This is a genomic window from Flavobacterium haoranii, from assembly GCF_009363055.1.
Lineage (GTDB): Bacteria > Bacteroidota > Bacteroidia > Flavobacteriales > Flavobacteriaceae > Flavobacterium > Flavobacterium haoranii.
The window spans coordinates 228,242-242,544 of the sequence record NZ_CP045292.1; the positions used below are offsets into that span (position 1 = coordinate 228,242).

The window sequence follows — 14,303 nt, forward strand, 5'->3', positions numbered from 1 at the left end:
TTATTGATTGAAGGCAAATAAAAGAAAAAATCCCCAAATTACTAAGTAAAATGAGGATTTTTAAATTGTATTCAAAAAGAAATTACCCTTTTAACCAAGCTTCACGTAAAGCATTTTTACTAGCATCGGTTGCTTTATAACCTTCAGCAGTTTCTTTTGGCATTACTGCTTTCCCTTTTAATTCTAAATCTTTTCCATTACGATTAATTTTGAAAGTCATTTCATCTCCATCTTTCCAACTCATGCTGCTCATTACTAAATCGTAAATGTTGTCTAAATTATAGTTAGTTCCATTTACAGCTAAAATTTTATCATCGTTTTGAAGACCTAAAGTTTTCATGAATTCATTCAATTCAATACCAGGTAAAACTTTAATCTCTTTTGTAGCTGGATCTACAGTAATGTAAGGAGTTTGACCTTTTAAGAAAGGATTCCCGGTTTTCTCGTAAGTAGCTTCAGTAACACCCATTTTTGCAAAAAACTCATCGTAGTTGATAGGTGTTTCACCAGCTACATATTTTTCTAAAAATGCTCCAACTTCAGGATAAGTTAATTCAGTTATTTTTGTAAATAATTCTGAATCTTTGAATGCTTTAGAAGTTCCATATTCTTTAGAAAGTTTATTCATTAAATCAAGAATTCCTCTTTCTCCATTACTGTTTTCTCTAATGATAATGTCTACACACATTGCAATTAATGCACCTTTTTGGTAAACATTAATATATTGATCTTTGTAAGGTTGGTAAAATACATTTTTACTCATTTTAGTAAAACTCATATTGTCATTCATTTGTTTTGACTGAACAATTTTTTGAGCCATTCTTTGGAAGAATTCTTCTTCGTCAATTAATCCTTGGTTTACTTGGAATAAATTAGCGAAATATTCAGTAACTCCTTCATACATCCATAAGTGTTCTGACATTTGTGGTTTGTTGAAGTCGAAGTATTGAATTTCGTTTGAGTGTACTGTTAAAGGTGTTACGATATGGAAAAATTCGTGAGACACTACATCTTTTAATTGTTCTTGCAACATTTCTAATCCCATCATTTCAGGCATTACAACTGTAGTAGAAGTTGGATGTTCTAAAGCTCCAAATCCTTTTGCATCATTTGCTTTTACATCAGATAAATACAATAAAATAGCATATTTCTTAGTAGTATTCATTTTACCTAAGAAACGCTTTTGAGCTTTCATCATGTTTTCCATGTTAGGTGTAATATCTTTAGCAGTATATTTTCCTGTAGGAGAATAAACGCTAATGATAATTTCCATATCATCAATCATGAAAGTCGTAAAATCTGGTTTAGAATACATAATTGGGTTTTCAACCAACGTAGCGTAACGCGATGTATAAAAAACATCTGATGTATCTCTCATGTCAGTATCAGTCATGGCTGAAACTCCTAATAAATTTGCAGGATGTTGTACAGTTAAACGATAAGGTGTTTCTGTTTTATCAGCAAAATAACCTACAAATCCATGCGTATTTAGCATGAAGTTTTCACCTACTTTAATATTTGTTCCAGCTGGAGAGAAAACATCTTCACTTTGTCCAGAAAAATGACCACCAGTTTCAGTGTCAAATGTGTCGTTAACCCAATAAGTAACTTTAGCTAATGACTTAGCATTACTAATTTTATAAGTGTTTTCATCTAATTTAGCAACCGATAAACCATTTCCTTTGGCGTCAAATGCTTTTACGTTTTCTATAAATCTTCCGTAATCGTCTTCAGAATATGTTCCTGGAACAGTTTTAGGAATCATGAAAGTTGTAGTTTCTGAAGTAATTGTTGGAGGAACAACAGTAACCATAACTTTATCATCTTTAACATTAACTAAGTCGATAGTAACATCAACATCGTTTTTAACAGTAGTTGCTGTAGGTTTACAACTCCATAAAAAGCTCACTAAAGCAAGTGATAAGATTATTTTTTTCATTATGTAATACTTTATTTTAATTGGTATAAAATTTTGTATAAATGTTACAAAAAAATCCCGAAAAATCGGGATTTAATTAATCAAATTTATTTTTGAAATAATATTTTGTATCGAGATCGTCGTCTTCTATATCATTAAATTTTTGAGGTTTTGGTTTTGGTTTACTTGCGGTAGCTTTTTTTTTCCATGCTTCGAAAGCATCTTTGGAGATTCTTTTCCTCATTAATTCGGTTACGTCATTTTCTGAAATCCCAAATTCTTCCTTAATTACTTCAAAAGGTTTTTTTTCCTCTTGAGCCATAGTGACAATTCTACTTAGAGTTTCATTGTCTAATTCTGAAATTTTTCTCTTTTTCATGAAATGAAAAATTAATAATCTTTATTTGTGTTTAATTGGTTTATAATTCAATATTACAAAAAAATGAAAGAAAAAAATGGAGTTAATTATTTTTAGTTTTTTTTCAAAAAAATATCTTGTAAGTAGCATTTTGATAAAAAATATTTAAAAAATTGTCCTGAAAGTCAAATTTATTCTAGGGTTTTTACTTGTCTTAGATTTAGGTAATTGGTGTTTATAATGAATTTGGCTACCTTCTTTCATAAGTAATAGACTTCCATGTTCTAAAATTAAATTTATTTTTTCAGATTTATTTGAGTTGTGTTTTATTTGGAATAATCTTTCTTCTCCTAAACTTATAGAGGCAATTATCGGATCATGACCTAATGATTTTTCATTATCGGCATGCCAACCATTACTATCATTTTCATTTCGATATAAATTAGCTAAAACAGTTGTAAAATTTTGGGTGCAAATTTGTTCGATTTCGTTTTTTATAAACAATAGTGGTTTGTTCCAATTATTTGGATACATGGTAATTCCTGAATAAGAATAAGGTTTGCCTTCATTCCCAAACAAGCACGTTAGTCGGGGTTGAAGTATTTTTTTACCAAATATTGTAATCGAATCTTCTTTCCAATTTGTTTCTTGATAAATAGAATTAAATAGCTCCGAAGCTAATTCTTCATTAAGAAACTTTGGATAATAAATAAATTGTCCGTCTTTAAGTGGAAGTGTAATTTCTTCTTCGTCGAATAAATTCATAACGAATCAAAAATACTTATTTTTTCCATTTAATATTCATAATCACAATAGCAGCAATTATTAACAAGATGCCTATCCATTGAGAAAACACTACAGAATCATTTAAGATGAAAAATGCCATAGAAACAGAAACAGGTAATTCTAACGAAGATACAATACTTCCTAAACCAATTCCTGTTATAGGAAAACCAGCATTCATTAAAAGAGGAGGAATTATAGTTCCAAATAAAGCTACTAAAATTCCCCATTTGAAGAATATTTCAAAATTAAATGGTGTATGTTGAGAGATAAGCGTAAAAATGGCAATAATAAATGCACCACCAATTAACATATACAAACTTCTTTTTGCATTGTTAACTCCCACAGCAACCTTATTTGCAGTAAGCATTGTAGTTGTAAATGAAGCTGCAGCTAAAAATCCGAAAACTAATCCTCTCCAGTCAATTGCAATTTCACTATTTAGAATATTTGTTGCTAAAATGGTTCCAAGTAAAACTATTAAAACAGCAATAATTTTTTGTTTTGAAGGAGCTTTTTTCTCTAAAAACCATTCTAATAAAACACCCATCCAAACGGTTTGCATTAATAATACAATAGCAATAGAAACATTGATGTAATTTACACACAAATAGTAAAAAACACTTGTTAAACCTAATGAAGTTCCTGCCAACATTAATTGTAAAAGATGCTTTTTTGTAGGTTGAATTTCTTGCTTTTTATTTTTTGGTTTTTGCAAAAGCATAATGATTAAAATACCAATTATACCGTAAACAAATTGAGCAACAGTAACTTCTGCAGTTGTAAAATTTTCTTTGTAAGCTAATTTTACAAATGTTGCAAGCATTCCGTAACTGGTTGCTCCTAAACCTACAAGCGCAACTCCTTTAATTAAATTGTTGTTTGACATTTTGTGAATTTTAAAAGGGGCGCAAAGATACTATTTAGATTTTAGAATTCTGTATTTAGAAGTTCCAAAAATAATATGATATTACTTTAAATCTTCAAGATGAATTCTTAAAGCTCTTACAGAAATACTAATTTCCCACATTGATAGACCAAGTGAAACTAAAAGACACAGCATTGATAAACCAAATAAATAAATTCCTGCTAATTGTTGATTGATGAATAGCATGAGCATGGCAAATACCGAAACAAACAAACACAATACTCCAAATAATTGCATATAGCGAATTAAAATTAGTCTTAAGTTTAAGTTTTTAATTTCTAATAGAATACTTTTATTATGTTCTTCATCGTAGTTTTTCTTTAAACCTCTAACTATTTGAGCAATTGTTAAAAATCTGTTTGTATAAGCTAATAATATCAACGAAGTTGCCGAAAATAATAATGCTGGTGTTTCTAGTGATAATGTCATAATGTTTTCTTTAGTTCGTAAATCCAATTTACAATTTCTGAATTTTCTTTTTGAATTGTTCCAATTTTTAGAGCGCCAAGTTTTTCCACTGCTTTTTGGGAACGGTAATTTGTTTCACCAACATGAAATTTAACACGATCAACAAATTGGAAAGCATAATCAATCATTAATTTTTTTACTTTTCCATTTAAAGAAGAACCCCAAAATTTTCTATCGATAAAAGTAAAACCTATAAAAACAGATTTTGATTCTTGTTCTAAATCATAAAACCTTGTTGAGCCTACAATTTTATTTGTTGTCTTTTCGTAAATAGTAAAAGCACCTTTTGACTCAATTGCTTTCTTGAAAAAATCTTCAAAAACTTCTTTTTTATAACGATCATTGTTTGGATGTTGTTCCCAAAGCAATTTGTCTGATGCAATATAATATAAAGCTTCAAAATCTTCATTAACTAAAGGAATTAAAATAATTTCTTCGTTCGAAAGTATTGGTTGTAAATTCATTACAAAGTTATTTTGTACTTATAAACACGGCTTAAGCCATTTTCAGATTTTGTAATTTCTTTTACAAATTCATTTATAGTGTCAAATTTACTATCATTTGTGTTATTTCTTTTACTTGTAAAATAAAGTGTTTTAGTTGTAGCATCATAAAACGGACAATAATCCATTTGTTTCGAATTAATTTTGTTCGATAAATTTTTTGCTAAACTCCATTTTCCGTTTACATTATAACTAATGTAAAGATCTCCGCTTCCATTTCCGTCTTCACGATTATAACCTGTAAAAATTAAAAAACTTTCGTCAGGAGAAACAAATGCATTGAATTCATAACCTTCGGTATTAATGTTTGTTCCAATATTTTGAGGTTCGCCAAATTTTCCATCTAAATATAAGCTTACAAAAATGTCATCTTTTCCTAATGATTTATCATTTTCAGAAGTAAAATATAAATTTCCGTTTTTAGCAACGGATGGATAAAACTCATCTTTGTCAGTATTGATTGGGTGTCCAATATTTATTGGTTTAGACCAACTTGAAGTAATGTTTTTGCGTTCAACATACCAAATATCGTAATCTTTATTATTTGTTTCTTCTTCGCTTAAAGGACGATTAGAAGCAAAATATAAGCGTAATTCATCGAAAGATAAAAAAGGTTCAATATCTCTAAAAGCACTTGTAAATGGAACGAGTTCTGGTTGGGTCCAATTGTTATTTACTTTTTTAGAAAATGCAATTTTAGAAATATTTTCAAGTGGACTTTGGATGGTAAAATATACTTCATTTTGATTTTTTGAGAGTGTAATATCTCGAACATTTTGAAATCCTTTTAAAAAATCAAATGCGATTGAAGGATTTTCATTTTGTTGACTAAATGCAATTATTGAAAATAAATTTAAAAGTAGGACGATTTTTATTTTTCTCATTTTAAAAAACAATAAGTGCTTTATTAATAATTCTTGTAAAAACTGACTTAAATCTCATTCAGTAAAATTACAAAAACAGTTTTATTCTTTATCATGAAGTTAGTAAAATAAAGAAAATGTTGTTTGATTTTTATAGACGAAATATCTGAATTCTAAAGTTAAATTTACATTGTTAAAATTATTTTTTTTGAAAGTAATATGGTACGGTTTTAGTACCTTTAGTTAAGAATAAATTTTGAGTTATGAAGTTGAAAATAAATAATAAAGAAGAGTTTTTAAACACAGTTTCGCACGCTGCCGGAATTGTTCTAGGAATTGTAGGTTTGGTTTTTCTTTTACTTAAAGATAGAGAACTCAATAGTTTTAGCACCATGAGTATTTGGATTTATGGTTTTTGTGTGATTGCCTTATATACGGCTTCTACAGTGTATCACGCCATTTCTCACGAAGTTAAAAAACAAAAAGCACGAATTTTTGATCATATTGGGATTTTCTTACTTATAGCCGGAACGTACACGCCCATTTGTTTAGTTACTTTGGAAGAAACTTCGGGATGGATGCTGTTTTTTATTGTGTGGAGTATTGCTACTGTTGGCTTAGTTATGAAATTGTTTTTAACCGGAAAAGTCGAAAAGCTGTCTTTGTTTCTTTATTTAGGAATGGGATGGTTGGTGGTAGCCCAAGCTAAAGAATTGATTCATTTGCTTTCTGTGGAAAGTTTAGTGTTTATGGCAATTGGCGGCGCTTTATACACTTTGGGAACTATATTTTATGCTTCTAAACGAATTCCTTACGGACATTTTATTTGGCATTTGTTTGTTTTAGGTGGAAGCATTTCGCACTACTTTATGATTTACACTATTGTTTAAAATAAAAAATCCCGCTTCATTGAGCGGGATTCTTGTTTATTCTTCTTTCGTTTTATTTTAAAGTTTCAAAACTACGTTTTACAAAAGCGGTTAATTCTTCACCTTTTAATAAACCTTGAGATAATTTTGCTAAATCTAATGCTTGTTTTACTAAAGCCGATTTTTCAGTTTCATTTTCTACGTTTAAGATAGAAGTAGCCAAATCAGAATTGGTATTCACCACCAAATTGTACATTTCCGGGAAGTTGCCCATTCCAAACATTCCGCCGCCGCCAGTTGCGCTCATTTCTTTCATTCTTCGCATAAATTCCGGTTGTGTAATGATAAACGGAGCTGCTTTACTATCCATTGATTCTAATTGAACGCTGTATTTTTCTTTTGGAACCACAACTTCAATCACTTCTTTCAGTTTTGTTTTTTCGTCTTCTGAAAGTCTTGAAATTTGTTCTTCTTCTTTCTTAATCAAATTGTCAACGTGATCTGCATCCACACGAACAAATGAGAGCTTTTCGTTATCTGTTTCCAATTTTTGAATTAGGTGCGAAACAATTGGCGAATCTAATAATAAAACTTCGTAACCTTTCTCTTTTGCTGCTTCAATATAACTGTGTTGTAATTCTACGTTAGAAGCATATAATACAACTAAATTTCCGTCTTTGTCGGTTTGTGTTGGAGCCAAAGCTTCTTTTAATTCGGCAAGCGTATAATATTTATTTTCGGTTGTAGGATACAATGCAAAATCGCCTGCTTTTTCGTAGAATTTAGCTTCTGAAAGCATTCCGAATTCCAAAACAATTTTAATGTCGTTCCATTTTTGTTCAAAATCTGCTCTATTTTCGTTGAAAAGCGATTTTAATTTATCCGAAACTTTACGCGTAATATAATTCGAAATCTTTTTCACATTTCCATCCGCTTGTAAATACGAACGAGAAACGTTCAACGGAATATCTGGCGAATCGATTACACCTTTTAACATCGTTAAGAATTCTGGAACAATTCCTTCTACATTATCGGTTACAAAAACTTGATTTTGGTACAACTGGATTTTATCTTTCTGAATTTGTAAATCATTCGATAATTTAGGGAAATACAAAATTCCAGTTAAATTGAACGGATAATCAACGTTTAAATGAATGTTGAATAATGGTTCGTCAAATTGCATTGGATACAATTCGCGGTAAAAGTTTTTATAATCTTCATCCGATAAATCAGAAGGTTGTTTCGTCCAAGCCGGATTTGGATTATTGATGATGTTGTCTACTTCAACATATTCAGTTTTATAATCATCGCCTGCGTTTTCAGGTCTTGGTAACGCTTCTTTTTTAGTGCCAAATTTAATTGGAATAGGCATGAATTTATTATACTTAGTCAATAATTCACGAATTTTACCTTCTTCTAAAAATTCTAACGAATCTTCTGCAATGTGAAGCACGATTTCTGTTCCGCGTTCTGTTTTATCGGCAGTTTCTAGTGTAAATTCTGGGCTTCCGTCGCAAGTCCAGTGTGCTGCTGGCTCGTCTTTGAAAGATTTGGTGATGATTTCAACTTTACTTGCAACCATAAAAGCAGAGTAAAATCCTAAACCAAAGTGACCAATTACACCTGAATCTTTGGCAGAGTCTTTATATTTTTCTAAAAATTCTTCGGCACCTGAAAAAGCAATTTGGTTGATGTATTTTTCCACTTCTTCGGCAGTCATTCCTAGACCTTGATCGATAATGTGAAGTTTTTTTCCGTCCTTATCAATTTTAACTTCAATTACAGGATTGCCATATTCTACTTTTGCTTCGCCAATGCTGGTTAAATGTTTTAATTTTAAAGTAGCATCGGTAGCATTTGAAACTAGTTCACGAAGAAAAATTTCGTGGTCGCTGTATAAAAATTTCTTGATTAAAGGAAAGATGTTTTCTACTGAAACGTTAATTTTTCCACTTGACATATTGTTGTATTTTTTGATTAGACATAATTTGAAAATGATTTTTTCAAATAGAATACCAAATTAATTTTGGTGACAAATTGGCATAAAAAATCCTTCTTCAGTATATCGAAGAAGGATTTCTATATAGATAGTTTTGGGTTGGTTTATTTTTTAGAAACTACTAATTTTATAAACAATACCAGCAGAAACGTTATAAGTAATGCCAGTAAATGAATTTACAGTATCAATGTATGAAAGACTTCCGTCGAAGTTGTAATGTTGCGAAATATTAAAAATAACTGAAGTGTCTAATGTTAAAAAGAAATTATCTGTAACTCTAAATCTAGGAGTAAGACCACCAATAATATTTACGACATTGTCAGCTTTTCCACCTTCTGTAGAACTAATTCTTGTATAACCAGCACCAGCATGAGCGATTAAATTAAAAAAATCATAGCTACTTGCTCTACTAAAAATAGTTGAAACATTAGCTGTGCCTTGTAATGAAACTCTTGTAGAGTTTACACCAGTTTCTTTTCCAAATAATTCATTATTAACACGGTATTTGTCCGAACCGAAGTCGATTTTAGCACCATAAGTCTCATCAAAATTATAGAAAAATCCTCCACCAAAGTGAGAAACTTCGTTAATGCTTGGTTCAAAAACGCCATTTAAACCATAGTTTAATTCAACACCATATTCTTGTGCGCTCACAAAAGAAGTTGTTATAAAAGAAAATGCGATAAGTGCTTTCTTAACAAAATTAAATTTCATAAGTTAAATTATTGATTTGGGAGGCGCTATATAGCAAATATTTTATTTAAGTGTTAACTATTGTTAGTAATTTTGCTTTTTTTACAAAATGTTAAAAATAGATACAATAAACTTTAGGTATTTAGAATCTAATTCTGACATACTAAAAGGTATAAACTTTGAACTGAATCAAGGAAATATTCTTGCAATTATAGGCGAAAGTGGATGTGGAAAAAGTACACTTTTAAAATTGATTTACGGATTAGCAGATTTGAATTCAGGAAGTATTCACTGGAAAGATATGCTTGTAACAGGTCCAAAGTTTAATTTGGTTCCAGGAATGCCACAAATGAAATATTTAGCTCAAGACTTTGATTTAATGCCTTACATAACAGTAGCTGAAAATGTAGGTAAGTATTTGTCAAATTTTTATCCTGAACAAAAAAGAGCTAGAGTAGAAGAGTTGCTTAAAGTTGTTGAAATGGAAGAGTTTTACAATGTAAAAGCAAAATATTTAAGTGGCGGACAAATGCAACGTGTTGCTCTGGCAAAAGTTTTGGCAAAAGAACCAGAGCTTTTATTGTTAGATGAACCTTTTAGTCATATTGATAACTTTAGAAAAAATAGTCTTCGTAGAAATATTTTCAATTATTTAAAGTCGAAAAATATTACTTGTATTATCGCTACTCACGATGTTAACGATTCACTTTCATTCACTGACGAAATATTAGTTATGAAAGATGGCAAGCAAGTAATGAAAGGAGATACTTTTTCTGTTTATAACGAAAAGCCAAATAAATATGTAGCTTCTTTATTCGACGATATTTCCGAAATTGAAATAAACGGTGAAAACAGGTTGGTTTATCCTCACGAATTTGAAATTGTTGAAAAATCGGAAATAGAAGTAGAGGTAAATAATAATTATTTTAAAGGAACCCATTTTTTAGTTGAAGGTAATTTTAGAAATAATCTAATTTATTTTTTATCTGATAAAAAATTAAATAAAATGCAGAAAGTATTTTTATCTTTAAATAGTAATTTTTAATTTTTAAATTACATTTTTTAATTATTTATTAAATTTGCCCTAACATTTTAAATTAAATTTATGTATCATTCAAAAATAACTGGTTTAGGATACTATGTTCCAAATAATGTGGTAACAAATGATGATTTGTCGAAGATAATGGATACTAATGACGAATGGATTCAAGAACGAACAGGTATTCAAGAACGTAGACATGTAAATTCTCCTGAACAAACTACGACTTCAATGGGAGTAAAAGCAGCCGAAATGGCAATTGAGCGATCTGGAGTTGCAAAAGAAGATATTGATTTTATTGTTTTTGCTACTTTAAGTCCCGATTATTATTTTCCAGGACCTGGAGTTTTAGTGCAACGAGACTTAGGTTTGAAAACTGTTGGAGCAATTGATATTCGTAATCAATGTTCTGGTTTCGTTTACGGAATTTCAGTTGCAGACCAATTTATTAAAACAGGAATGTATAAAAATGTTTTGGTAATTGGTTCAGAAGTACATTCACGAGGTTTAGATTTTACAACTCGTGGTAGAGGTGTTTCTGTAATTTTTGGAGATGGAGCAGGAGCTGCGGTTTTATCTAGAACTGAAGATACAACAAAAGGTGTACTTTCTACACATTTACATTCTGAAGGGCAACATGCAGAAGAATTATCATTAATTGCTCCAGGAATGGGAAAACGTTGGGTAACTGATATTATTAAAGATAACAATCCTGATGATGAAAGTTATTATCCATACATGAACGGACAGTTTGTGTTTAAAAATGCAGTAGTTCGTTTTAGCGAAGTAATTATGGAAGGTTTACAGGCTAATAATCTTCAAGTTTCAGATATTAATATGTTGATTCCGCATCAAGCGAATTTGAGAATTTCTCAGTTTATCCAACAAAAATTTAAATTAACGGATGACCAAGTTTATAACAATATTATGAAGTATGGAAATACTACAGCTGCTTCCATTCCAATTGCTTTAACCGAGGCTTGGGAACAAGGTAAAATTAAAGAAGGCGATTTAGTAGTATTGGCAGCTTTTGGTTCAGGGTTTACTTGGGGAAGTGCTATTATTAGATGGTAATAGGCTGTATGCAATAAGCTGTAAGCTTTATGCTAAAATAAAAGTAAAAAAGCGTTCTGAGATTTTCAGAACGCTTTTTTAATGGTTTATAAATTTCAATCATTTGTCATTCCGACGTGAGGAGGAATCTCATAATTCATGTTATGTGATTTCTCTTCGTTCCTCTTCGAAATGACAAATAGGAAAGTTTTTCAGAGCGCTTTTTTACTTCTTTGTTGAAAATTCCATGTTGAATATTCAATATTAAATTAAATAACGAATGTTGAATTTTGAATAACGAATATTGAAGTTCTAAAACATTCCGCCACTGCTTTGTGTTTCATTTAGATCACGTTGTTTTCTCGATAAAGCTCTATTTTTTCCACCTCCAAAACGATAGTTTAAACCAAGATAAACAGTTTGGTTTTCCCAGTAAAAAGCTCCATATTGACGGTAAGGAATACCACCATCAAATGCGAAACGCATGTTGTCAAATACGTCATTAAAACGAGCAGTGATGGTTCCTTTTCCTTTTGCGAAATTATAACTTGCACCAACATCCATTTTGTACATTGGTTTTCTGTCATATTGTAAACTAATATCTTTTCCTCTATAAAATCCGAATAATTGAAAACGTAAATTTTGTGTAGCAGTAAAGCTATTATTCATTCTTGCATTAAACATCACAACATCTACTTGTTTGTTTTCAAAATTTTCGGTTTCAGCATTTTGTACAGTTCCTTTTACGGTTCTAAAATATGCGTCAACACTAGCATTAACTGACCACCATTTTGTAAATTTTAAGTTCGCAGATGATTCTACTCCAATAGCATCATTGTTGTTGAAATTATCATATGATAAAATATTTCTGTTAATATCATTAGGATCATTAAATACCACACGAGAAATTTCATCATTAATAAGTCTATAGAAAACGCCACTTGTAATAGAACCAATTTTAGTTTTTCTAGTATAATTAATTTCGAATGAATTAGTAAACTGTGGAACTAAATCTGGATTTCCTCTCGATTCTAATAATGGAGTTGTCCATTCTCTAATAGGATTCAATTGACCAATACTTGGTCTGTCAACTCTTCGAGAATAATTAAAGTTAAAAGAGTTTTTTTCATTTTTTGTATAAGTAATAAAAGCAGATGGATATACCGTAAATAAATCATCAGATACATTTTGAGAAGTCGGATTAAAATTTGCGTTTAAATCAAAATACTCAAAACGAGCGCCAATTTGTCCGCTCCATTTTCCTATTTGTTTTCCTAAGTTAAAATAAGCCGAATAAATGTTTCTATCGAAATTGAAATTGCTTAATGATGTTCCAGAGTTATCAATATTTTGAAAATCACTCGATGTTTTTTGAAGTCTTGTTTCTACTCCCAACTCAAGTTTTGAAGTTTCTGTAAGCGGATTTACATAATCGGTATTAAATTGAAAATAATCGGTGTCTCCTTCAATTTTATTGATTCTAACACTGTTTTCAGTAGGGTTAAAAGTAGTATCATTATACTTTGTATTTTCGGTATCTTTTGTTTTAGAATAATTAAATTGAACATCTAAAGTTTCATCTTTTTTATTAAAATCGTGATGATAAGCTAAATCATAAGTTTGGTTATGACTTTCATTTCCATTATAAAATATTTGTGACGAATTTCTATTGGTTACATCATCAATATAATTAACAATTGTTTTACCGTCTCCATTAGAATCTGTAATATTTTGATTAGTATAAAATGAAATATTATTCTTTTCATTGATATAATAATCCATTCCTAGTTTAATCAAATGAGAATTATTTAAAGTTCTAAAACTGAAATCTTGAGTATTCTCTAAACTAGGTCTTTCACTGGTAATACTTCCATGATTAGCATTTATTCCATGATTATAACCATAGTTAGTGTAAAAATTTACTTTACCAACTCTGTAGTTTAAATTGATGTTGGTATTGGTTTTTGGAGTTATACCAAAAGTAACACCAGTATTTATAGAGCCATTAAAACCGTCTTGAGAATTTTTATGTAAAATAATATTGATGATTCCACTCATTCCTTCTGGATTGTATTTAGCAGATGGATTTGTAATTAATTCAATTTGCTTTATAGATGCCGAAGGAATTTGCTGTAATAGTTGTTCAACGGGTATGTTAGAAGGTTTTCCATCAATTAAAACGCGTACGTTTGAATTACCACGCATGCTAATTTCCTTAGTTTGTGGGTCGATACTCAAAGTAGGAACATTGTTCATAATATCAGAAGCAGTTGTTCCAGAAGCAATTAAATCCTTTCCAACATTAATTACTTTTCTATCAATTTTTTGGACCATTTGCGATTGTTCTGCAACTACTTCTACACCTTCAAGTTGCTGAACATCTTCGGAAATTGAAATAGTTCCAAGCTCTACTTTTTTGCTATTGGTTAAGTTTACTTCTTTAGCAACTGTTTTATAACCTATAAATTGAATTTCAACTGTATAATTTTGAGAGGCTAATTTCGAAATTTCAAATTCACCTTTTTCGTCAGTAATGCCTCCTGTTACAGTAGCATCGTTGTTTTTTACAACAATTGTAACATAAGGTAAGGGTTCGTTTGTTTTTTGGTCAATAACTTTACCCGTTATTGATCCTGAGTTTTGAGCTGTTATTGTTCCAATAAAGCCAAGAAAGAATAGAATTAAAAACTTTAATTTCATTAGATTGATTGTTTGTTTAATGATTGATGATTTCACTCTACAAGACAGCAGTTTTTGTTATTTGTTACAATTGGTTCGGTTTTTATAATTTCTTTAACATTTTCTATTCGCTTTGGCGAAAAAAACTGA

Annotated in this window: 13 protein-coding genes; 3 read left to right on the forward strand and 10 right to left on the reverse strand. The window is 30.1% G+C overall.

Annotated features, from left to right (window positions below):
• Nucleotides 1–82: 82 nt before the first annotated feature.
• The 7 genes from GCU34_RS01080 to GCU34_RS01110 all read right to left on the reverse strand — a co-directional run bounded on the left by GCU34_RS01080 (nt 83) and on the right by GCU34_RS01110 (nt 5,842).
• Complete coding sequence (locus tag GCU34_RS01080) at nt 83–1,939, reverse strand: M61 family metallopeptidase (RefSeq protein ID WP_072780507.1); 1,857 nt, start codon at nt 1,937–1,939, stop codon at nt 83–85.
• A 76-nt stretch (nt 1,940–2,015) separates the two neighbouring features.
• Nucleotides 2,016–2,297: a DUF2805 domain-containing protein gene (locus tag GCU34_RS01085; protein ID WP_072780505.1), complete on the reverse strand. Its 282-nt coding sequence runs from the start codon at nt 2,295–2,297 to the stop codon at nt 2,016–2,018.
• Between the two features lie 144 nt (nt 2,298–2,441).
• Complete coding sequence (locus GCU34_RS01090) at nt 2,442–3,041, reverse strand: alpha-ketoglutarate-dependent dioxygenase AlkB family protein (protein ID WP_072780502.1); 600 nt, start codon at nt 3,039–3,041, stop codon at nt 2,442–2,444.
• Nucleotides 3,042–3,057: 16 nt separating this feature from the next.
• Nucleotides 3,058–3,948 carry an EamA family transporter gene (locus GCU34_RS01095; RefSeq protein ID WP_072780499.1) on the reverse strand — a complete coding sequence of 297 codons (891 nt, stop codon included), beginning with the start codon at nt 3,946–3,948 and terminating at the stop codon, nt 3,058–3,060.
• Between the two features lie 81 nt (nt 3,949–4,029).
• Nucleotides 4,030–4,416: a DUF2721 domain-containing protein gene (locus tag GCU34_RS01100; protein WP_072780495.1), complete on the reverse strand. Its 387-nt coding sequence runs from the start codon at nt 4,414–4,416 to the stop codon at nt 4,030–4,032.
• A complete protein-coding gene (locus GCU34_RS01105) occupies nt 4,413–4,919 on the reverse strand; it encodes a GNAT family N-acetyltransferase (protein WP_072780493.1) in 507 nt (168 codons plus the stop codon). Before GCU34_RS01105 ends, GCU34_RS01100 begins: the two co-directional genes overlap by 4 nt.
• Nucleotides 4,919–5,842 (reverse strand): TolB family protein, encoded by a 924-nt coding sequence (locus GCU34_RS01110; protein ID WP_072780490.1) that lies wholly within the window; start codon nt 5,840–5,842, stop codon nt 4,919–4,921. The genes GCU34_RS01105 and GCU34_RS01110 overlap by 1 nt, the downstream gene beginning before the upstream one ends.
• A 242-nt stretch (nt 5,843–6,084) precedes the next feature.
• On the opposite strand from GCU34_RS01110, the gene trhA reads away from it, so the two are divergent.
• A complete protein-coding gene (trhA, locus tag GCU34_RS01115; protein WP_072780488.1) occupies nt 6,085–6,711 on the forward strand; it encodes a PAQR family membrane homeostasis protein TrhA in 627 nt (208 codons plus the stop codon).
• Nucleotides 6,712–6,763: 52 nt separating this feature from the next.
• On the opposite strand, the gene htpG is transcribed toward trhA, so the two are convergent.
• Together htpG and GCU34_RS01125 are read right to left on the reverse strand one after the other, a co-directional pair.
• Nucleotides 6,764–8,650, reverse strand: a complete 1,887-nt coding sequence (gene htpG / locus GCU34_RS01120) for a molecular chaperone HtpG (protein ID WP_072780486.1) — start codon at nt 8,648–8,650, stop codon at nt 6,764–6,766.
• Between the two features lie 150 nt (nt 8,651–8,800).
• Entirely contained in the window at nt 8,801–9,403 is a 603-nt protein-coding gene (locus tag GCU34_RS01125; RefSeq protein ID WP_072780483.1) for a hypothetical protein, read from the reverse strand.
• A gap of 88 nt (nt 9,404–9,491) precedes the next feature.
• On the opposite strand from GCU34_RS01125, the gene GCU34_RS01130 reads away from it, so the two are divergent.
• Both GCU34_RS01130 and GCU34_RS01135 read left to right on the forward strand, forming a co-directional pair.
• Entirely contained in the window at nt 9,492–10,427 is a 936-nt protein-coding gene (locus GCU34_RS01130; RefSeq protein WP_072780480.1) for an ABC transporter ATP-binding protein, read from the forward strand.
• 60 nt (nt 10,428–10,487) lie between these two features.
• Nucleotides 10,488–11,495, forward strand: a complete 1,008-nt coding sequence (locus tag GCU34_RS01135; RefSeq protein WP_072780478.1) for a 3-oxoacyl-ACP synthase III family protein — start codon at nt 10,488–10,490, stop codon at nt 11,493–11,495.
• Nucleotides 11,496–11,786: 291 nt separating this feature from the next.
• On the opposite strand, the gene GCU34_RS01140 is transcribed toward GCU34_RS01135, so the two are convergent.
• The gene (locus GCU34_RS01140; RefSeq protein ID WP_072783341.1) at nt 11,787–14,174 is read right to left on the reverse strand and encodes a TonB-dependent receptor domain-containing protein; all 2,388 of its coding nucleotides are present in this window, start codon (nt 14,172–14,174) and stop codon (nt 11,787–11,789) included.
• Nucleotides 14,175–14,303 lie beyond the last annotated feature (129 nt).

Coding starts and splice junctions, on each gene's coding strand:
- GCU34_RS01080 (WP_072780507.1), bottom strand. CDS start 1,939: ATGAAAAAAATAATCTTATCACTTGCTTTAGTGAGCTTTTTATGGAGT.
- GCU34_RS01085 (WP_072780505.1), bottom strand. CDS start 2,297: ATGAAAAAGAGAAAAATTTCAGAATTAGACAATGAAACTCTAAGTAGA.
- GCU34_RS01090 (WP_072780502.1), bottom strand. CDS start 3,041: ATGAATTTATTCGACGAAGAAGAAATTACACTTCCACTTAAAGACGGA.
- GCU34_RS01095 (WP_072780499.1), bottom strand. CDS start 3,948: ATGTCAAACAACAATTTAATTAAAGGAGTTGCGCTTGTAGGTTTAGGA.
- GCU34_RS01100 (WP_072780495.1), bottom strand. CDS start 4,416: ATGACATTATCACTAGAAACACCAGCATTATTATTTTCGGCAACTTCG.
- GCU34_RS01105 (WP_072780493.1), bottom strand. CDS start 4,919: ATGAATTTACAACCAATACTTTCGAACGAAGAAATTATTTTAATTCCT.
- GCU34_RS01110 (WP_072780490.1), bottom strand. CDS start 5,842: ATGAGAAAAATAAAAATCGTCCTACTTTTAAATTTATTTTCAATAATT.
- trhA (WP_072780488.1), top strand. CDS start 6,085: ATGAAGTTGAAAATAAATAATAAAGAAGAGTTTTTAAACACAGTTTCG.
- htpG (WP_072780486.1), bottom strand. CDS start 8,650: ATGTCAAGTGGAAAAATTAACGTTTCAGTAGAAAACATCTTTCCTTTA.
- GCU34_RS01125 (WP_072780483.1), bottom strand. CDS start 9,403: ATGAAATTTAATTTTGTTAAGAAAGCACTTATCGCATTTTCTTTTATA.
- GCU34_RS01130 (WP_072780480.1), top strand. CDS start 9,492: ATGTTAAAAATAGATACAATAAACTTTAGGTATTTAGAATCTAATTCT.
- GCU34_RS01135 (WP_072780478.1), top strand. CDS start 10,488: ATGTATCATTCAAAAATAACTGGTTTAGGATACTATGTTCCAAATAAT.
- GCU34_RS01140 (WP_072783341.1), bottom strand. CDS start 14,174: ATGAAATTAAAGTTTTTAATTCTATTCTTTCTTGGCTTTATTGGAACA.